At 70.6% G+C, this 16,935-nt stretch carries 14 protein-coding genes; 1 reads left to right on the top strand and 13 read right to left on the bottom strand.

The window, feature by feature from the left end; genetic code table 11:
- Positions 1-59 precede the first annotated feature (59 nt).
- Genes JMV16_RS19690 through JMV16_RS19655 form a run of 8 tightly spaced genes read right to left on the bottom strand, consistent with a single transcriptional unit; the run spans position 60 to position 12,270 of the window.
- The gene (locus tag JMV16_RS19690; protein WP_201495997.1) at positions 60-3,128 is read right to left on the bottom strand and encodes an ATP-binding protein; all 3,069 of its coding nucleotides are present in this window, start codon (positions 3,126-3,128) and stop codon (positions 60-62) included.
- An 11-nt stretch (positions 3,129-3,139) separates the two neighbouring features.
- Positions 3,140-4,795 (bottom strand): EAL domain-containing protein, encoded by a 1,656-nt coding sequence (locus JMV16_RS19685; RefSeq protein WP_201495996.1) that lies wholly within the window; start codon positions 4,793-4,795, stop codon positions 3,140-3,142.
- The gene (locus JMV16_RS19680; protein ID WP_201495995.1) at positions 4,788-6,218 is read right to left on the bottom strand and encodes a bacteriohemerythrin; all 1,431 of its coding nucleotides are present in this window, start codon (positions 6,216-6,218) and stop codon (positions 4,788-4,790) included. Before JMV16_RS19680 ends, JMV16_RS19685 begins: the two co-directional genes overlap by 8 nt.
- Complete coding sequence (locus JMV16_RS19675) at positions 6,215-8,479, bottom strand: ATPase, T2SS/T4P/T4SS family (RefSeq protein WP_201495994.1); 2,265 nt, start codon at positions 8,477-8,479, stop codon at positions 6,215-6,217. Before JMV16_RS19675 ends, JMV16_RS19680 begins: the two co-directional genes overlap by 4 nt.
- Positions 8,476-9,720: a sensor histidine kinase gene (locus tag JMV16_RS19670; protein ID WP_201495993.1), complete on the bottom strand. Its 1,245-nt coding sequence runs from the start codon at positions 9,718-9,720 to the stop codon at positions 8,476-8,478. Before JMV16_RS19670 ends, JMV16_RS19675 begins: the two co-directional genes overlap by 4 nt.
- Entirely contained in the window at positions 9,717-10,370 is a 654-nt protein-coding gene (locus JMV16_RS19665) for a GTP-binding protein (RefSeq protein WP_201495992.1), read from the bottom strand. Before JMV16_RS19665 ends, JMV16_RS19670 begins: the two co-directional genes overlap by 4 nt.
- The gene (locus JMV16_RS19660; protein ID WP_201495991.1) at positions 10,370-10,948 is read right to left on the bottom strand and encodes a response regulator; all 579 of its coding nucleotides are present in this window, start codon (positions 10,946-10,948) and stop codon (positions 10,370-10,372) included. The genes JMV16_RS19665 and JMV16_RS19660 overlap by 1 nt, the downstream gene beginning before the upstream one ends.
- 11 nt (positions 10,949-10,959) lie before the next feature.
- On the bottom strand, positions 10,960-12,270 hold the full coding sequence (locus tag JMV16_RS19655) for an HD domain-containing phosphohydrolase (RefSeq protein WP_236580618.1): 1,311 nt from the start codon (positions 12,268-12,270) through the stop codon (positions 10,960-10,962).
- Positions 12,271-12,473: 203 nt separating this feature from the next.
- On the opposite strand from JMV16_RS19655, the gene JMV16_RS19650 reads away from it, so the two are divergent.
- Positions 12,474-13,175 (top strand): glutathione S-transferase family protein, encoded by a 702-nt coding sequence (locus tag JMV16_RS19650; protein WP_201495990.1) that lies wholly within the window; start codon positions 12,474-12,476, stop codon positions 13,173-13,175.
- Here the strand turns inward: JMV16_RS19650 and JMV16_RS19645 are convergent.
- The 5 genes from JMV16_RS19645 to JMV16_RS19630 are packed head-to-tail and all read right to left on the bottom strand — an operon-like array spanning position 13,163 to position 16,842.
- On the bottom strand, positions 13,163-14,512 hold the full coding sequence (locus JMV16_RS19645) for an ATP-binding protein (RefSeq protein ID WP_201495989.1): 1,350 nt from the start codon (positions 14,510-14,512) through the stop codon (positions 13,163-13,165). The genes JMV16_RS19650 and JMV16_RS19645 overlap by 13 nt on opposite strands.
- The gene (locus JMV16_RS19640; protein WP_201495988.1) at positions 14,512-15,183 is read right to left on the bottom strand and encodes a winged helix-turn-helix domain-containing protein; all 672 of its coding nucleotides are present in this window, start codon (positions 15,181-15,183) and stop codon (positions 14,512-14,514) included. Before JMV16_RS19640 ends, JMV16_RS19645 begins: the two co-directional genes overlap by 1 nt.
- A 15-nt stretch (positions 15,184-15,198) precedes the next feature.
- Positions 15,199-15,951 (bottom strand): cytochrome b/b6 domain-containing protein, encoded by a 753-nt coding sequence (locus JMV16_RS19635; protein ID WP_411565052.1) that lies wholly within the window; start codon positions 15,949-15,951, stop codon positions 15,199-15,201.
- Positions 15,923-16,387: a diheme cytochrome c gene (locus tag JMV16_RS24315; protein ID WP_236580617.1), complete on the bottom strand. Its 465-nt coding sequence runs from the start codon at positions 16,385-16,387 to the stop codon at positions 15,923-15,925. Before JMV16_RS24315 ends, JMV16_RS19635 begins: the two co-directional genes overlap by 29 nt.
- 32 nt (positions 16,388-16,419) lie before the next feature.
- Entirely contained in the window at positions 16,420-16,842 is a 423-nt protein-coding gene (locus JMV16_RS19630) for a DUF1924 domain-containing protein (RefSeq protein WP_201495986.1), read from the bottom strand.
- Between the last annotated feature and the right edge of the window lie 93 nt (positions 16,843-16,935).

The following is a 16,935-nucleotide window of genomic DNA, read 5'->3' as shown; positions in this document are numbered from 1 at the left end:
TCTGCCAGGCAGCCCCACGACGGGTGGGCTCTTGCCCCGCGCACCCCGGGTTGCGAAGCTCAGGCCGCCTCGGCCTCGGTGGCGATGCGCGGCAGTGCGATGCGGAAGGTGGTGCCGGCGCCGGGTTCGCTGCACACCGTGAGACGGCCTCGGTGCTTGGCGACGATGCTGTGCGAAACCGACAGCCCCAGCCCCGTGCCCTGCCCCACCGGCTTGGTGGTGAAGAAGGGCTCGAAGATGCGGCTCAGGTGCTCGGGCGCGATGCCGCGGCCGTCGTCGGCGATCTCGACCCAGACCTCGGTGTCCGAAGCACCCGTGCGTACAGTGATGCGGCCGCGCTGCTCGATGGCCTGGGCGGCGTTGACGAACAGGTTCATGAAGACCTGGTTCAGCTGCGCAGGCACGCACAGGATGGGCGGGATTTCGCCGTACTCCTTGACGACGTTGGCCTTGTACTTGATCTCGTTCCAGACGATGCTGAGCGTGCTGTCCAGGCCCTCGCGCAGATCGGCCCAGACCAGCTCGTCGCTGCTGACATGGGCCAGGTCGCGCAGGTTCTTGACGATCACGCGCACGCGGTCGGCGCCGTCGCGCGACTCGGCCAGCAGCTGCACGATGTCGTGGCGCATGTAGTCGAGGTCGTGCTCGCGCCAGGCCTCGTCCAGCGGCCGCAACTCGGCCGGCCCCAGGTGCTGGCGCGCGCTGCGCATGCACAGGTCCAGCACCGCCAGCAGCTCCTGCACGTATTCGGCCAGCGTGCCCAGGTTGGAGTGGACAAAGCCGATGGGATTGTTCAGCTCGTGCGCCACGCCGGCCGCGAGCTGGCCGATGGAGGCCATCTTCTCCGATTGCAGCAACTGGCCCTGGGCGGCGCGCAGCTGCTGGTTGAGCGCGTCCAGTTCGGCCACGCGCTGCTTGAGCGCCAGATCGGCGCGCCGGCGCCGCACCTGGCGCCAGATGTCATTGCCCAGCAACTGCAGCGTGGCGACCGAAAACTCGTCGTAGTCGGTCTCGGCATTGCCCAGGGCCATCAGCATGCACACGCGCTCGTCCTCGACCACCGGCACGCAGGCCAGGCGGCGCAGCGGCGCGTGGCCCTCGGGCAGGACGCGGCAACCGGCTTGCGCAGCCGAGAGCGCATCGGCGTCGTTGACAACCAGGGCGCCCCGCGAGCGCCACGCCTGGGTCCACAGGCCGGCCTGGTCTATAGCGCAGTGGCGGTCCGGCGGCGCCGCCAGGCCGGGCAACGCACCGGGTGTCCAGGTCACCAATTCGAGGGCCTCGTCGGTGTCGTCGACATAGTGCAGAAAGCCGGCACGGCTGTGCGTCAGGCGCTCGCCTACCTGCAGCGCCTGGGCCACGAAGTCGTGCTCATCCATCTCGCCGCCCAGGGCGTTGAGCTCGAGCATGGCGGCCACGCGCTCGGCAACGCGGTGGCGCAGCGTCACGTCCAGCGTGAGCCCGCCCAGCATGGCGCGGCCGTCGCTGCCCGTGACCCTGAACTTGTGCGATTCGTACCAGCTGTTGCCCAGGGGCTCCTCGACCACCTGGCTGCGGCCCGACTCCAGGACTTCGCGGTCATCGCGGTCGAGCTTGGCGCCGAATTCGCCCGGGTAGATCTCGGCATTGGTCTTGCCGATCACGGTGGCCGGGTCCAGCCCGAGCAGGGTCTGGAAGCCGCGGTTGACCAGCACCGCGCGCAGGCCCTCATCCTTGAGATAGGCGGCGCCGGGAAAGTGGTCGATGAAGCGCTGCGTCATCGCCAAGGCACCGGCGGCCTGGCGTTCGCTGGCCTTGCGACGCGAGATGTCCTGCACGCACAGCGAAAGGCAGCCGGCCATGCCCTCGCCGTCGAAGCTGCGCAGCGACACCAGCACGTCGACCGCACCGCCATCGGCGCGTGCCACGCGCGATTCCACCGCGGCACCGCCAGGACGGCCGGCAAAGATCTCGCCCAGTTCGCCGCTGGCCGCATCGGCGAAGACCGGGGCCACGCTCTCGAGCACCGAGGTGTTGCGCAGCGCCTCCTGGCCGCGGCCCAGCAGGGCCGCCAAGGCCGGATTCACCATCAGCCATTCGCGCGTGGGTGAGATCACCGCCATGCCGATGAGCGCGTGGTCGAAGAACGAGCGGAAGCGGCTCTCGCTGTCGCGCAGCGCACCCTCGTCGGCGCGCTTGCGCGCCCGCTGCACCCAGGCTCGCCAGGCGAAGACCACGCTGCCGCCGACGAAGGCCAGCCAGCCCGCCATGATGGCTGCCGTCTCGGCCTGCAGGCGGCCTCGGTGCTCCTGCGCCGACATCGTCACTTCCAGCGCGAAGCCATAAGTGGCATTGCGGCGCTCGCCCTGTACCCGGTCGGTACCGAGCAGCAGCGCCTGCATGCCTGCCGCCGCGGGCGAGGCGCCCGATGCGCTGGATGCGGCGGGTTCGGCGGCAGGATCGGCCTGCACCAGGCCCTGGCTGCCAAAGCGCACCAGCGGCTGGCCACGAACATTGCGCACGGTGAGCATGTCGCCCGGCTCGCGCAGCATGGCCTCGAAGTCGGCAGCGAAGTGGCGCAGCGAGATGGACGCTGCGACGATGCCCTCGAAGCGCCCCTGGTCATCGGCCAGGCGACGCGCCAGCACCACCACGGGCTGGCCCGTCGTGCGGCCCACGAGAGGCGGCGTGATCATCAGGCCCGCGGCCGCGTCGTCGCGCAGGCGCGCGAAATAGCTGCGGTCGGCCACGCTCAAGGCCGCTTGCTGCGGGCGCGGTGGCCAGTGCTGCACCAGCCCCTGTGCATCGGTGGTGAACAGCACGTTCAGCTCGCCGTGGCGATCGGCAATGCGCGACAGCGCCTGCGAGCGCTCCTGCGCCGTATGCCGCTGCAGCGCCGGATGGGCGTCGACGACGAACTGCAGCGCCATGTCGGCCTTGGACAGCGTGTGCGCGATATTGGCTTCGAGCAGGCTGGCGGTGTTGCTGGCGATCTGGGCCACGCTCTCGTGGTTGATGCGCCGCAACTGCACCATGGAGGCAACGACAACAAGGGCCAGCGCCAGGTTGAGCAGCAGCGTGGCGGCAATCGGCCGCCAGGCGCCGGGGTCGGCCAGGCCGGCACGCCATCCGCTGGCCAGACGGCCCATCGCAGCCTCCCTCAGGCCGGACCGCGCTCGCCACCAGGCTCTGTGCGCTGGCTGCGCCAGTGGCGGAAGGCGTCGCGGATCTCGGTCTTCAGGGCCTCGTCGTCCCAGGGCTTGGCGAGGTAGCGGTAGATGGCGCCGCGGTTGACGGCATCGGTGACGGTGGCCACGTCGGCATAGCCCGACAGCGCAATGCGCACCGTGTGCGGGTACATGGACTTGACGCGGCCCAGCAGCTCGGTGCCCGACATGCCGGGCATGCGCTGGTCCGTCACGATGACCTGCACCGGCTCGTGCGCCAGCAGCTCCAGCGCCTCGGTGCCGTCGGCCGCGGTGAGGATGGCGTAGCCCTCGCGGCGCAGCAAGCGGCGCAGTGCGGTCAGGATGTTGGGCTCGTCGTCCACCAGCAGCAGGCGGTTCTCGCCGGCCACCGGCGCCTGCTCGCCATGCAGGTTGATGCGGTCGCCGCGTGTCAGAAGCGCCGTCACCTCGTCGGCCGGCAGCCCGGGCGCATAGAGAAAGCCCTGCATCTCGTCGCACTCGCGGCCGCGCAGGAAGCGCAGCTGGCCCTCGGTTTCCACGCCCTCGGCGATGACCGACTTGCCCAGCTTGTGCGCCATCGCGATGGTGGCCGAGACGATGGCGGCGTTGACGTCGTTGGTGGTCAGGTCGTGGACGAAGGAGCGATCGATCTTGAGCGTGTCGATGGCAAAGCGGCTGAGGTAGGCGAGCGAGGAGTGCCCGGTGCCGAAGTCGTCCAGTGACAAGCGCACGCCCAGCGCCTTGAGCGCATCGACGGTGCGGATGGCAGCCGGCACGTCCTGCATCATCACGCTCTCGGTCAGCTCGAGATCGAGGCAGCGCGGCGCCAGGCCGCTGCGCCGCAGCGCGCCGCGCACGGTGTCCAGCAGCTCGAGAAAGCGGAAGTGCCGCGCCGACAGGTTGACGCCCATGCGCAGGGCCGGCAGGCCCTGGGCGCGCCAGGCAGCGGCCTGGTGGCAGGCCGTCTCGACCACCCATTCGCTGATGGGGATGATCAGGCCATGGGCCTCGGCCAGCGGGATGAAGTCGCGCGGCGGCAGCAGGCCGCGTTCGGGATGGGCCCAGCGCAGCAGCGCCTCGACGCCGACGATCTCGCCCGAGAACAGGCTCAGCTGGGGCTGGTAGTGCAGCCGCAACTCGTCGCGCTGCAGCGCGACGCGCAGATCGGCCAGCAACTGGCGGCGGCTGCCGCGCTCGGGCGGCGACGCGGCGACCTCCAGGTCGGCCGGCTGGGTCACGAACTCCTCGTGCGGCCATTGCAGCAGCAGCAGCCAGCCGGCCAGGGCCCCTTCTTCACCGTCGCCGCCGCCGGCCACGGTGATCGGCGACAGCTCCAGCGCGACGCGGCCCACGCTGCGCCCCAGGCCCTCGCAATCCAGCCCACCCTGCCAGGCCTGGCCGCCAGCGAGCACCTCGCGCAACTCGTCGGCGCTGGCCGCCGGCCACAGGGGCAGCGCGTCCAGCGCCTGGCCGGTCAGCTGGGCTGCGCCATGGCCGGTGCGGGCGCTCAGCGCCGGATTGGCACGCCGCACGATGCCGGCAGCGTCAGCCACCAGCACGCCCAGGCGGCTGGCAGCGAGCGCGGCGTAGACGCCCTCGCGCAGGAGGGTGGCGTGGCCGTCAGGCATGGGAAGCCTCGTTGCGGTATTGCGGGTTGTCCAGGGGCAGCCTCAGCTCGAAGCAGCTGCCCACACCCGGCGTGCTGCGCACCGACAGGCTGCCCTGGTGCTTGCGCATGATGTCCCAGGCGATGGACAGCCCCAGGCCCGTGCCCTGGCCCACCGGCTTGGTGGTGAAGAAGGGCTCGAAGATGCGGTCCACCACCTCGGGCGCGATGCCGCGGCCGGTGTCGGCCACCTCCACCACCGCCTCGCCGCCGTCGACGCGGGTGGCGAGCGTGATCGTGCCGTGGCCGGCAATGGCCTGGGCTGCGTTGACGAGCAGGTTCATGAAGACCTGGTTGATCTGCGCCGCGATGCAGGGCACGGGCGGCAATTCGCCCAGGTGGCGCACCACCTCGGCCTTGTACTTGATCTCGTTCCAGACCACGTTGAGCGTGCTCTCGAGGCCGGCGTTGAGATCGGCCATCTGCCAGTCCGCGGCGTCGACGTGGGAGAAGTCCTTGAGGTCGTTGACGATGCGCTTGACGCGGTCCAGACCTTCGGTGGATTCCTTCAGCAGCGCCAGCACGTCGTCGCGCAGGTAGTCGAGGTCGGCCGCCTCCAGCACCTGGGCCAGGCGGGCCTGCACCGCGCTGCTGGCCGGCGCGGCCAGCAGCGCGGCCTGAGCGTCGACCACTTCGAGCAGGCGCCGCACATAGCTGCCCAGCGTGCCGAGGTTGGAGCTGACGAAGCCCACCGGGTTGTTGATCTCGTGCGCCACGCCGGCGGCAAGCTGGCCGATGGCGGCCATCTTCTCCGACTGCAGCAGCTGGCTCTGGGTGCGCGCCAGGGTCTCGAGCGCGCGGGCCAGCTCGTTGCGCTCGCGTTGCAGTGCCGCGGTGCGTTCGGCCACTTGCGCCTCCAGCACCTCCTTGCGCGCCGAGACCACGCCGTACAGCCGCGTCATCGCGTCCAGCAGCGGCTGCACCGCGGCGCCGTCGCGCTCGCCCTGCGCCCGCGCGGCCGCCTCGGCCGGCGCCAGGCCTTCGGCAATCAGCCGCATCTGCTGCGCCATCGCGCGGTCGGTGCCGAGGATGTGGAAGGCCAGCCAGCTGGCCAGGAAGTGCTGCAGCGCAGCGCCGTCGACCGCATCCGTGCCCTGGTGGGCGCGCAGCGCGGCCACCTCGGCCACAAAGGCGCGGTGCTGCTCGATGTGGGCCGCCACCGCCACCGGCGCCAGCGCGTGCGCCGCCATCAGGCGTTCTTCGTCGGCGAAGTGGTGGGCCGCGTAGTCGACCAGGCGGTCAAGCAGCGCCGTCTGCGCCGCCGCATCGTCGCCGGCGCCGCCGGCCGTGACCTCATTGACCATCTCGACCAGGCGGCGGTGCTGGGCGTCGACCTCGGCCAGGCCGGTCTCGTAGACAGGTGACCACGCGAAGGCGGTGTTCATGGCGCGATGGCCTCCGCCCCGTTGTCCGGCCCCAGCACGCGCAGCACTTCTTCCATCGTCGTCAGTCCCTGGTCGACTTTCTCGCGGGCGTCGTCGTGCAGCGTGCGCAGGCCGCTGGCCGCGGCCAGGCGCCGGATGTCGAGCAGGTTGGCGCCCGCGGCAATGAGATCGCGCATCGCCATGTCGGGCACCAGCACCTCGTAGAGACCCACGCGGCCGCGGTAGCCGGTTCGGTTGCAGGCCGGGCAACCCAGGCCGCGCCAGTTGCGCAGACCGGCCGCATGCACATGGAAGGGGCCGCCCAGGCGCCGCGCCAGCACATCGTCGCGCGCCACCTCGCTGCGGCAGCCCTGGCAGATCTTGCGCGCCAGGCGCTGGGCGATGATGGCCTCGAGCGCGGTGGCCACGACATAGCGCTTGAGCCCGAAGTCGAGCAAGCGCGTGACCGTGGCGATGGCCGAATTGGTGTGCAGGGTGCTGAACACCTGGTGCCCGGTGAGGGCGGCGTGGAAGGCAACCTCGGCGGTCTCGAAGTCGCGGATCTCGCCCAGCAGCACGACGTCCGGATCCTGGCGCAGGATGGAGCGCAGCACCACCGGGAAGGTGAGGCCTATCTTCTCGCGGATCAGCACCTGGCCGGCCATGTCGAGGTAGTACTCGACCGGGTCTTCGATGGTGACGTAATTCTTGCCCGGGTCGGCGTTGTGCTGCAGCAGCGAGTACAGCGTCGTCGTCTTGCCGCTGCCGGTGGGCCCGGTGGCCAGGATCATGCCCTGGGGCTTGTCGATGGCGCGGTGGATCAGCGCCTGGTCGTGGGTGCCCAGGCCGAGGTTGTCGAGCTGGTGTACGGCGGCATTGCGGTCGAGCAGCCGCATCACGATCTTCTCGCCGTTGATGGTGGGCAGCGACGACAGGCGCAGGTCGACGATGCGCAGCGGCGTCTTCACCGTCAGGCGCCCGTCCTGCGGCCGGCGGCGCTCGGAGATGTCGAGCTCGGCCATGATCTTGAGCCGCGACACCAGCGACTGGTGCAGCGAATGCGGGATCTGGATCTTGTCCTGCAGCACACCGTCGATGCGGTAGCGCACGACCACGCTCTTGGTGCGCGGGTGGACGTGGATGTCCGAGGCGCCCAGCCGTATGGCCTCGAGGATGATGGCGTTGACCAGGCGTATCGCCGGCGGCTCGTCGGTGCCGCGCAGCAGATCCTCGATGGAGGCATCGCCGTCGTCCTCGATGACGATCTCGATGTTGTCTATCGGATCGGCGTTGCCGGTCAGCGTCTCGAGGTCCTTGAAGTCGACCATCTCACTGCCGCCGAAGATCTCGGCCAGCTTGGCCTGGATGGCGCCGCTGGAGGCACCGACCACCTTGATCTGCAGGCCCGAGGTGAAGCGCAAGTCCTCGATCAGGCCCTCGTCCAGCGGGTCGGCCAGCGCGATGGTGAGCTCGTGGCCGTCCAGGTGCAGCGGCAGCACCCACTGGCGCTCGCAGAAGCTGCGCGGCAGCAGGCCGGCGACCTGCGGGCTGACCGTGAACTCGGCCAGCGCCACCTCGTCGATCATCAACTCCTTGCGCAGCACCGCGCGTATCGCCGTCTCGGCCACCCATTCGCGGCTCAGCAGCAGCTTGAGCAGAGGCTCCTTGTGCAGCTGCTGCAGCCGGTGCAGCTCCTGCAGCTGGCCCAGGGTGAGCAGGCCGTGCTTGTGCAGCATCACCGCCAGGCGGCTGCGGTTGGTGACCGCCAGGCGCGACAACGCCTTGATCTCGCGGCTCTTGCGCACGTTGTCGGCCGACAGCTCGCGGTTCTTGCGCAGCAGGTCGAACTGTTCGAGCGCCAACGCCACGGTCAGGCGCAGGTCGTCGTCGTTCCAGGGCTTGAGCACGAACTTGTAGACCGCGCCCTCGTTGATGGCGCCCATCACCGCGCCGGTGTCGGCGTGGCCGGTGAGCATGATGCGTATGGTCTCGGGATAAAGCGCCTTGATCCGCTTGAGCAGATCGCTGCCGTTCATGCCCGGCATCATGTAGTCGCTGATCACCACCTGCACCGGCGCCTCGCGCAGCCGCGCCAACGCCTGCTCGGCGCCCTCGGCGGTGACGACGTCGTAGTTCTCCTGGCGGAAGGCGCGTGTCAGCGCGCGCAGCACGCCGGTCTCGTCGTCGACGATGAGCAGCCGGTAGCGCACGAGGGCCGCCGGCGCGGCCGACACTGCGGCCGGCGCGGCGCCGTCGGCAAAGAGCGCGCTGTAGCGGTTCATGGCGGCGTCAGCGGCAGGCGCACGCTGGCGGTGGTGCCCAGGCCGGGCGCGCTGCGCAGTTGCACGCTGCCGTCGTGGGCGGCCACGATGTCGCGCGCCACCGTGAGGCCCAGGCCCACTCCGCGGCCGACGCCGCGCGTGGTGAAGAAGGGATCGAAGACGCGTGGCAGCACATCGGGCGCGATGCCGACGCCGTTGTCGGCGATCTCGACCCAGAGGTTGGCGTCGTCGCCGCGCGTAGACACTTCGACGCGGCCGTCGGCCTGGCCTTGCACAGCCTGCAGCGCGTTGTTGAGCAGGTTGACGAAGACCTGGTTCAGATGCCCAGGCAGGCACAGCAGGCGCGGCAGGCCTTCGGCATAGCTCTGCACCACCGGGGCGCCGTCGGGTCGGGCCGCGCCGACCAGGGCCACCACGGTGGCGAGCTGGGCATTGAGGTCGACATCCTCCGGGTCGGGCCGGTCGACACCCGAGAAGCCTTTGAGGTCACGCACGATGCGCGCGATGCGGGTGGCGCCGGCGATGCTGTCGGACAGCAGCTCGCCGAGGTCGTCGACGATGTAGCCCAGGTCCAGCTGCTGCCACAGCACCGCCAGCTCCGAGCCGGCGGGCAGCGCCGCCTTGAACTGCTGCAGTTGCGGCAGGTAGCGGCGGCCGCTTTCCAGGTTGCTGAGGATGAAGCCTATCGGGTTGTTGATTTCGTGCGCGATGCCGGCGGCGAGCTGGCCGATGGAAGCCAGGCGTTCGGCCAGGTAAATCTGGCGCTGGCGCTGGTCGAGTTCGGCCACCTGGGCCTGGACGCGCGCCTCCAGCGTCTGTGCCAGCTCGCGGTAGCGCGCCTGCGAGGCCTGCAGCGCCTCGTTGCGGCGGCGCAGCTCGTCGTATTCGCTGCCCATCGCGGCGGCATGCAGATCGCCGGCGCGCACCACCTGGGCGCGCGCATGCAGCAGCAGCTCCAGCAGCACGGTGGCGGCGGCGCCCTGCTGCAGGCGGCCGCGCGGCAGGCGCAGCTGGCACAGCGGCTCGATCTCCAGCCGCACCGGAATCGCCTCGCCCTCGCCTTCTCCCTCGGGCATGGCATGGCCGGCGACGATGCGGCCTCCCAGATCCTCGATGCCCACCGGCGTGCCCGTCAGCATCTCCAGCGCCGAGACCACGCGTGCCAGCGGCAGGCCGCGCACCAGGTCGGCCAGCGTCAGCTCACGGTCGAAGGCCGCGGCCGCGGCGGCAGCAGCGTTCACACCGCGTCCCCGGTGAAGGCGCGCACGAAGCCGGCTTCGTCCAGGCCGTGGCGCGCGCTCAGGCCGCAGGCCTCGTCATGGTGGCGCCAGACCTCGGCCAGCAGGCGCGCAAAGGTGGGCACGACGCCTTCGCCGCGCAGCGCCGAGGCAAAGCACACCGGCCAGGGCGTGGCGGCATAGCGGGCCTGGATCTCGGCCTCGGGCGCAACCTCGGGCAGGTCGCGCTTGTTGAACTGCACCACCAGCGGCAGGTGCTCGAAGTCGAGCCCGACGCGGGCCGCGTTGTCGGCCAGGTTCTGGAAGGCCTCGGCGTTGTTGGCCGCCTCATGGCGCTGTGAATCGGCGACGAAGACCACGCCATCGGCGCGCGACAGCACGGCCTTGCGCGTGCCGTCGTGCTGCACCTGGCCGGGCACGGTAAAGAGGCGCAGCTTGACCAGCAGGCCCGAGGGCGCGCGAAAGCCCAGCGGCAGCAGGTCGAAGAAGAGCGTGCGGTCGCTCTGCGTCTCCAGCGTCATCAGCTCGCCCTTCATTTCGGCGCGCAGCAGCTCGTGCAGCCAGGTCAGGTTGCTGGTCTTGCCGCTCTGCGCCGGCCCGTAGTAGACGAGCTTGAAGGTCAGGCGGGCCGCCGCTTCGTCGAGCTCGGGCATCAGGGGCGGTCCTCAAGCTGGCGCGCCAGGTCTTCGTCGAGCAGCACCGAGCCGTCCTCGGCCCAGCGCACCTGGGTGATGCCGGGCTCCGCCTCCTCCAGCCGGCGGCGCTCGTAGTCCTGCGGCGTGAGCTTGTGCGACTGCAGGCGCAGCAGGTCGGCCATGCGCCGGTTGTCCAGCAGCACGGCGCGGTAGGCCAGCGCCTGGCCCATGGCGGCCACCAGCTCGTAGTCGCTCCAGGGCTTGCACAGGAAGCGCACGATCTGCGCTTCGTTGATGGCAGCCAGCACACCGTTGAGATCGGCATAGCCCGACAGGATCATGCGCGCCGCATCGGGCTGGATCTCGCGCACCGCCTTGAGCAGGGCCACGCCGTCCATGCCCGGCATGCGGTAGTCGGACAGCACCAGATCGTAGGCACGGCTGTGTACCAGCTCGAGCGCGCGCTCGGGTGACTCGGCCATATCAACCTGCAGCTGGAAATCGATGCCGTCAAAGCGGCAAGGCACCAGGCTCAATACGCGCCGCAGCGCGCGCAGCACCCCGGGTTCGTCGTCGACCAGCAGCACACGGCTCATCACACACCTCTTCAATGACGTTTATCGGCACGAACGTGCAGTTGCAGGAGGGCGCCCTCGCGCTGGGCAAACTGCTGGATCTGCTGCACCAGGCGCGTGTCGAGCACGTAGTCGGCCGCCAGCAGCAGGGTGCCGCCGGGTCCGTGGAGGTCGCGCGCCAGCACCATGCCGGCCTTCAGCTCGCCGGCCAGCAGCACGCAGTCGCGCTCGGCTTCGGCCCCGCCACCCAGAAGCTCGACGAAGGCGTCGAACACACGCGGGTCATAGCGGCGGCCGCGCGCTGCCAGCATGGCCTGCAGCGCCTCATCAGAACCCAGCTGGCGCTCGGCGGCCATGCCGGTTTGCAGATCGTCGTGCTCGTTGACGACGGCGACGATGCGCGCGCCCAGCGGTATCGCCTCGCCCTCCAGGCCGTCGGGGAAGCCCAGGCCGTCCCAGCGCTCGTGGTGCGAGCGCACGAAGGCCGCGGCCTGGTGCAGTTCAGCCAGCGGCATCAGCGCGTCCTGGCCCGCCACCGGGTGCTTGCGGTAGCGCTGCTGCTCCTCGGCCGAAAGGCGCGAGGGCGGCTGCGCCAGCAGCCCGTCGGGAAAGCCGATCTTGCCGATGTCGTGCAGCAGGCCGGCGAGCAGCACGTCCTGCTGCGCCCTGGCATCCAGCCCCAGGCGCGCGGCCAGGCGGCGCGCGAGATCGGCGACGCGCCGCGAATGGCCGCCCACCGCGCCCTGGCGCATCTCGATCAGGCTGGAAAACATCTTGATCGAGACCATGAAGTTGCGCTTGAGCTCTTCATTGGCCAAGTTCAGGAAGCCGTTGGTCTGCGCCAGCTCGGCGGTGCGCTGCGCTACCTTGTCCTCGAGCCCCGCGTTCAGCTCGCGCAACTCCTCGTTCTGGCGCCTGATCTGCTCGCTGAGGCGGCGGTTCTCGCGCTCCAGGCCCGCCCATTCCAGCGCCTTCTGCACGATGAGCACGATCTCGCCATCGTCCCAGGGCTTGGCGATGTAGCGGTAGATGGCGCCACGGTTGATGGCCGCCACCGTCGACGAGATGTCGGCATAGCCGGTGAGCAGCAGCCGCACCACCTCAGGCCGGCGCTCGCGCACCGTTTCAAGGAAGCGGGCGCCGTCCATCTCAGGCATGCGCATGTCCGAGATGACGAGATCGACCGGCTCGCGCGCCAGGATCTCCAGCCCCTCGGCGCCGCCGTCGGCGGTGAGAATGCGCCAGCCATGGGGCCGGAACAGCCGCCGCAGGGACGAAAGAATGCCGGGCTCGTCGTCGACGAGCAGCAGCGTGGCCGGCGTCGTCGGAATCGGTTCGCCCAATGTGCGCTCCTCGCGCCCCTTGCGGATGCGAAATCGATTCTCCGCGGCTCCTTCTGCGTCCGCTTGACTCGTGTCAAGCGCCAGCCCGTTGCCGGCCGACAGTCCGTGAACGAAGGCCGGTGCGGGATCGCGTCGGGATCAGGATTGACAGCCCGGCCCGGCGGCGCCATGGTCCGGCCCGCCCCCACGCCAGCGAGGCCCGCATGATCAAGCTCTACCAGTTCGCCCCGGCCTTCGGCCTGCCCAATGCCAGCCCCTTTTGCATGAAGGTGGAAACCTGGCTGCGCATGGCCGGCCTGCCCTACCGCGCGGTGAACAGCGGCGACGTTCTCAAGGCACCCAAGGGCAAGCTGCCCTATATCGACGACGACGGCACCCTGGTGGCCGACAGCCAGTTCATCATCGAGCACCTGAAGTCGCGCCACGGCGTCAAGCTCGACGCAGGGCTTTCACCCGGGCAGCAGGCCCAAGCCACGGCCTTCCAGCGCCTGTTCGAGGAAAACCTCTACTGGGCCGTGGTCCACACGCGCTGGATCAACGAGGCCGGCTGGGCGCTCACCAAGGAGGCCTTCTTCGCCGCCGTGCCGATGCCGCTGCGCCTGCTGCTGCCGACACTGGCGCGGCGTGGCCTGCGCGCCGAACTGCGCGGCCAGGGCATGGGCCGCCACGGCGAGACCGAGATCCACGCCATTGGCTGTCGCGACATCACGGCCGTGGCCGATTTCCTGGCCGACCGGCCTTTCCTGCTGGGCGACCAACCCAGCAGCATCGACGCCACCGCCTACGCCTTCCTGGCCAATCTGCTGTGGGTGCCCATAGACAGTCCCATCAAGCGCCAGGCCCAGGCGCAGCCGAACCTCGAGGCCTATTGCCGGCGCATGAAGGCGCGCTTCTACGCCGCCTGATCGGCCGGCGCCTGCACACGCACCGCCAGTCCGCCCAAGGTGACCGAACGCCCGACCGTGAGGGCCAGGCCATGGACCGCAGCGATGCGGTACACGATGGACCAGCCCAGGCCGCTGCCGCTGGCCGCGCTGCCCGGCACGCGGAAGAAGCGCTGGCCCAGGCGCGCCTGGTCGGCGTCGGCCAGGCCCGGGCCGCTGTCCTCCACCAGCAGTTCGACGCCGTTGCCGGTGCGGGCCACCGCGGCGTGGATGGTGGCGCCGGCCGGGCAGTAGCGGATGGCGTTGTCCAGCAGGTTGCGCAGCAGCACCGCCAGCAAGGTTTCGTCGCCCGCCACCGGACACGGCGTGTCGGCATCGAGTTCCAGCGCCTGGCCCTGGGCCAGGGCGCGCGGTGCCAGATCGGCCATCACGCGGCGCGCCAGCGCGGCCAGGTCCACCACTTGGCCCGGCGGAGCGGACGCGGCCTCGAGGCGGGCCAGCGTCAGCATCTGCTCGACCAGGCGGGTGGCGCGGTCACAGCCTTCCAGCGTGGCCAGCAGCGCGTGGCGGCGCGCACCCGGCTCGGCCTCGCCCAGCGCCACCTGGGCCTGGGTGCGGATGGCGGCGATGGGCGTGCGCAGCTCGTGCGCCGCATCCGCCGTGAAGCGGCGCTCGGCGTCGAGCAGCTGGCCTATGCGTTCAAAGAGGGCATTGAGGGCGTCCAGCACCGGCTGCATCTCGCTGGGCGCCTGCGGCAGCGCCAGCGGCTGCAAAGACTGCGGCTGGCGCTCGGCCAGCGCGCGTGCCAGCCGGCGCAGCGGCGCCACGCCCTGGTGGATGGCCCAGCCCGCGGCCAGAGCCAGGAGCGGCAGCGCCAGCGCCATCGGCCACAGCATGCTGCCCAGCGCGGCCCACAGGATGTCGGCACGCGAGCGCGTCTGCTCGCCGACATACACCTGCACATCGCGATCAGCTCCGCGGGCGGCAAAGACGCGCCAGGAGACGCCGGCGATTGCAGCGGTGCGAAAGCCCTCCTGGAGCGTGGCCATGCGCTCTGGCGGCGCATTGGAAGAGCGCAGCACCAGCCGGCCCTCATGGAAGACCTGGAACGCCACCTTGGGCGCGTAGCGGTGCAGCGTCGGCGCATCGACGCCGCGGTCGTCTTCCTCGCCCTCGAACTCCTGCACCTGCTGCACCACCAGCAGGGCGGCGGCCTGGGCCAGGTGGCTGTCGAGCAATTCGTCCAGCTCGTGGCTCACGTCGGTCCAGGTCAGCACCGCGGTGCCGGCCCAGACCAGGGTCACGACGCCCAGCACCAGGGCCAGCAGGCGTCGCTGCAGGGATTGCGGCCAGCGCATCAGGCGGCCGGTGCGTCGCGCAGCAGCAGGTAGCCCAGGCCGCGCACGGTCTGGATCAGCGCCGGGCCGAGCTTGCGCCGCAGGTGATGTACATGCACCTCGACCGCATTGCTGTCGACCTCCTGGCCCCAGCTGTAGACATGCTGCTCGAGCTGCTCGCGCGAGAGCACGCGGCCGGCATTGAGCATCAGCGCCTGCAGCAGGTCGAACTCGCGCTGCGACAGCGCTACCGCAACGCCGGCCTTGCTGACCGTGCGCGAGGCCGGCATCAGCACCACGTCCTGGGCCAGCAGGCGCTCCTCCACCAGGCCGTGGGCCCGGCGCACGAGGGCGCGCAGCCGTGCCGCAAGCTCGTCCAGGTCAACCGGCTTGACGACGTAGTCGTCGGCGCCGATGTCCAGGCCGCGCACGCGGTCGGGCACCGCATCACGGGCGGTCAGCACCAGCACCGGAATCTTGACGCCGGCGCGGCGCACCGCGGCCAGCGCGTCCAGGCCGTCCTGCAGAGGCAGGCCGAGGTCGAGCACGGCCGCGGCATAGGGCTGGGCCCGCAGTTCGCGCTCGGCCGCGACGCCGTCGCGCACCCAGTCGACCAGAAAGCCCTGCTGGCGCAGGCCGGCGCGCAGGCCGTCGCCCAGCAGCGGATCATCTTCGGCAAGCAGGATGCGCATCGCCTTCGGCCGCCTTCAATCGTCGTCGTCGTGGCCGCGGCCACTGCGGCCGCCGCGGCCACGGCCATGGCCGTCGCGCTGCTCGGTGGCCGCGGCGCCATCCATCAGCCCGCCGGCCGGCGCGCTCTGCCACTGCCACCACCAGAAGCCCAGCACCGCCACCAGCATGACGGTGGCCAGCGCACGCCAGGCGCGGGCAATGCCATCGCCACCGGCGCCGTGCTTGCTGCCGGTGACCATGGCAGCCACCAGGTTCTCGCGGTGCGCCAGGCTGCCGACGATGACGCCGGCCAGGTGTATGCCGACGACGAAGAGCATGAGGTTGGCGGCAATCTCGTGCGCATCTTCCAGCCACTCGCCACCCAGGCCCTCGAACTGGGCCCAGCCGGTGGCGGCCACCGCGGCCGTCAGGCCCAGCAAGGCCACGATGGCCAGCGCGCCGGCCGGGTTGTGGCCGACATGGTGTTCAGGCCGGCCGACGAGCATCGATTTCAGGTAGGCCAGCACCGCCGCCGGCCCGCGCACGAAGCTGGCGAAGCGCGCATGCCGCGTGCCCACGACGCCCCAGACGAGGCGAAAGGCCACCAGACCGGCCATGGTGTAGCCCAGGGTGACGTGCAGCAGGCGAAAGCTTTCGCTGTCGGCCGTGAGCCAGGCACCGGCGAAGCAGGCCACCATCAGCCAGTGGAAGACGCGCACCGGCGCGTCCCAGACCAGGATGCGGCGCGGCGCCGTGCCCTCAGCGGGGGATGCGGATGTTGCGTTCACTGAAATCTCCTTGTTCGGCCTGGGTGTGGCAGGCGCCGCAGTTGCTGGCGCTCTTGATGGCGGGGCGCTTCCAGGCGTCGGCCGCCACCTCATCATGCTCGCGCTGGAACCAGGCGCCCCGCGTGATACGGTCTTCGGGCGGCGCGGCATTCTCCGCCGGGCGCTTGCGCGCGCCGCCGGCGTGGGCCTGCAGCCAGTCGGCGATGGCTTTTTGCGGCGCCGCATCGAGCGAGGCGTCAACGCCGAAGTGCTTGGGCAAGCCGCCCATCAGCCGCTGCCATGATTCGGCCGGCAGCAGGCGGGGCGGAAAGGCGACGTGGCAGGAGCCGCATTCGGCCTTGTAGGCCGGCAGCAGGGCGACGGCGGAGCGGCCTTCGTCGGCGTGGGTGGCGCCGTTGGCAGCGGCCAGCAGCAGGGCGAAGAGGATGGGTTTCATCTGAGGAGTCCGGTGTTCGAAAGGGGACGGCTTCATCGCTTGACCGTCATCAGCCAGGCCAGCACATCGGCCTTTTCGGCTGCACTGCACTCGCGGCCCAGCACATCGTTGCAGTTGCGACGAAACCATTTTTCGGTCTTGGCCGCATCGGTGAAGCGCTCGGGATTGGCCGCTGGCGCCAGCGGCGTGATGGGCTTGCCCGTGGAGGCGTGCTTGCCGGTCTGCACCGGCGGTGCGCCGTGGCAGCTGCTGCAGCGCCATTCGCGGCCGTGAGCGGTGTTGAAGAAGGCCTCGCCGCGCGCCGGCTGCGGTGCCGCAGCGGCCTGGGCAGCAAAGCCGGCGAGCAGTTCGGTGGGCGTGGTGGCGGCCTGGGCGGCATGGAGAGCGGCCAGGCCAGCCAGCGCCAGCATGGCGATGGCCTGGCGGCGCAGGGTCTGCGATGGGAAGCGGGGCATGGGACATCTCCTGTTCGATGCCGTCATGCTGAGCAAGCGCGCTTAGGGCTTTCTTAAAGGTCGGCGGCGGCCAGCCACGGCCCCGGCCTGCAC

The organism is Rubrivivax sp. A210, assembly GCF_904426505.1.
Taxonomy (GTDB): Bacteria; Pseudomonadota; Gammaproteobacteria; order Burkholderiales; family Burkholderiaceae_C; genus Rubrivivax.
This window is presented reverse-complemented; position numbering and strand designations above follow the sequence as displayed.

Bases quoted from the DNA above. Each gene is read 5' to 3' on its own strand.
- JMV16_RS19690 (WP_201495997.1), bottom strand. From the start codon at position 3,128: ATGGGCCGTCTGGCCAGCGGATGGCGTGCCGGCCTGGCCGACCCCGGC.
- JMV16_RS19685 (WP_201495996.1), bottom strand. From the start codon at position 4,795: ATGCCTGACGGCCACGCCACCCTCCTGCGCGAGGGCGTCTACGCCGCG.
- JMV16_RS19680 (WP_201495995.1), bottom strand. From the start codon at position 6,218: ATGAACACCGCCTTCGCGTGGTCACCTGTCTACGAGACCGGCCTGGCC.
- JMV16_RS19675 (WP_201495994.1), bottom strand. From the start codon at position 8,479: ATGAACCGCTACAGCGCGCTCTTTGCCGACGGCGCCGCGCCGGCCGCA.
- JMV16_RS19665 (WP_201495992.1), bottom strand. From the start codon at position 10,370: ATGCCCGAGCTCGACGAAGCGGCGGCCCGCCTGACCTTCAAGCTCGTC.
- JMV16_RS19660 (WP_201495991.1), bottom strand. From the start codon at position 10,948: ATGAGCCGTGTGCTGCTGGTCGACGACGAACCCGGGGTGCTGCGCGCG.
- JMV16_RS19650 (WP_201495990.1), top strand. From the start codon at position 12,474: ATGATCAAGCTCTACCAGTTCGCCCCGGCCTTCGGCCTGCCCAATGCC.
- JMV16_RS19645 (WP_201495989.1), bottom strand. From the start codon at position 14,512: ATGCGCTGGCCGCAATCCCTGCAGCGACGCCTGCTGGCCCTGGTGCTG.
- JMV16_RS19640 (WP_201495988.1), bottom strand. From the start codon at position 15,183: ATGCGCATCCTGCTTGCCGAAGATGATCCGCTGCTGGGCGACGGCCTG.
- JMV16_RS24315 (WP_236580617.1), bottom strand. From the start codon at position 16,387: ATGAAACCCATCCTCTTCGCCCTGCTGCTGGCCGCTGCCAACGGCGCC.
- JMV16_RS19630 (WP_201495986.1), bottom strand. From the start codon at position 16,842: ATGCCCCGCTTCCCATCGCAGACCCTGCGCCGCCAGGCCATCGCCATG.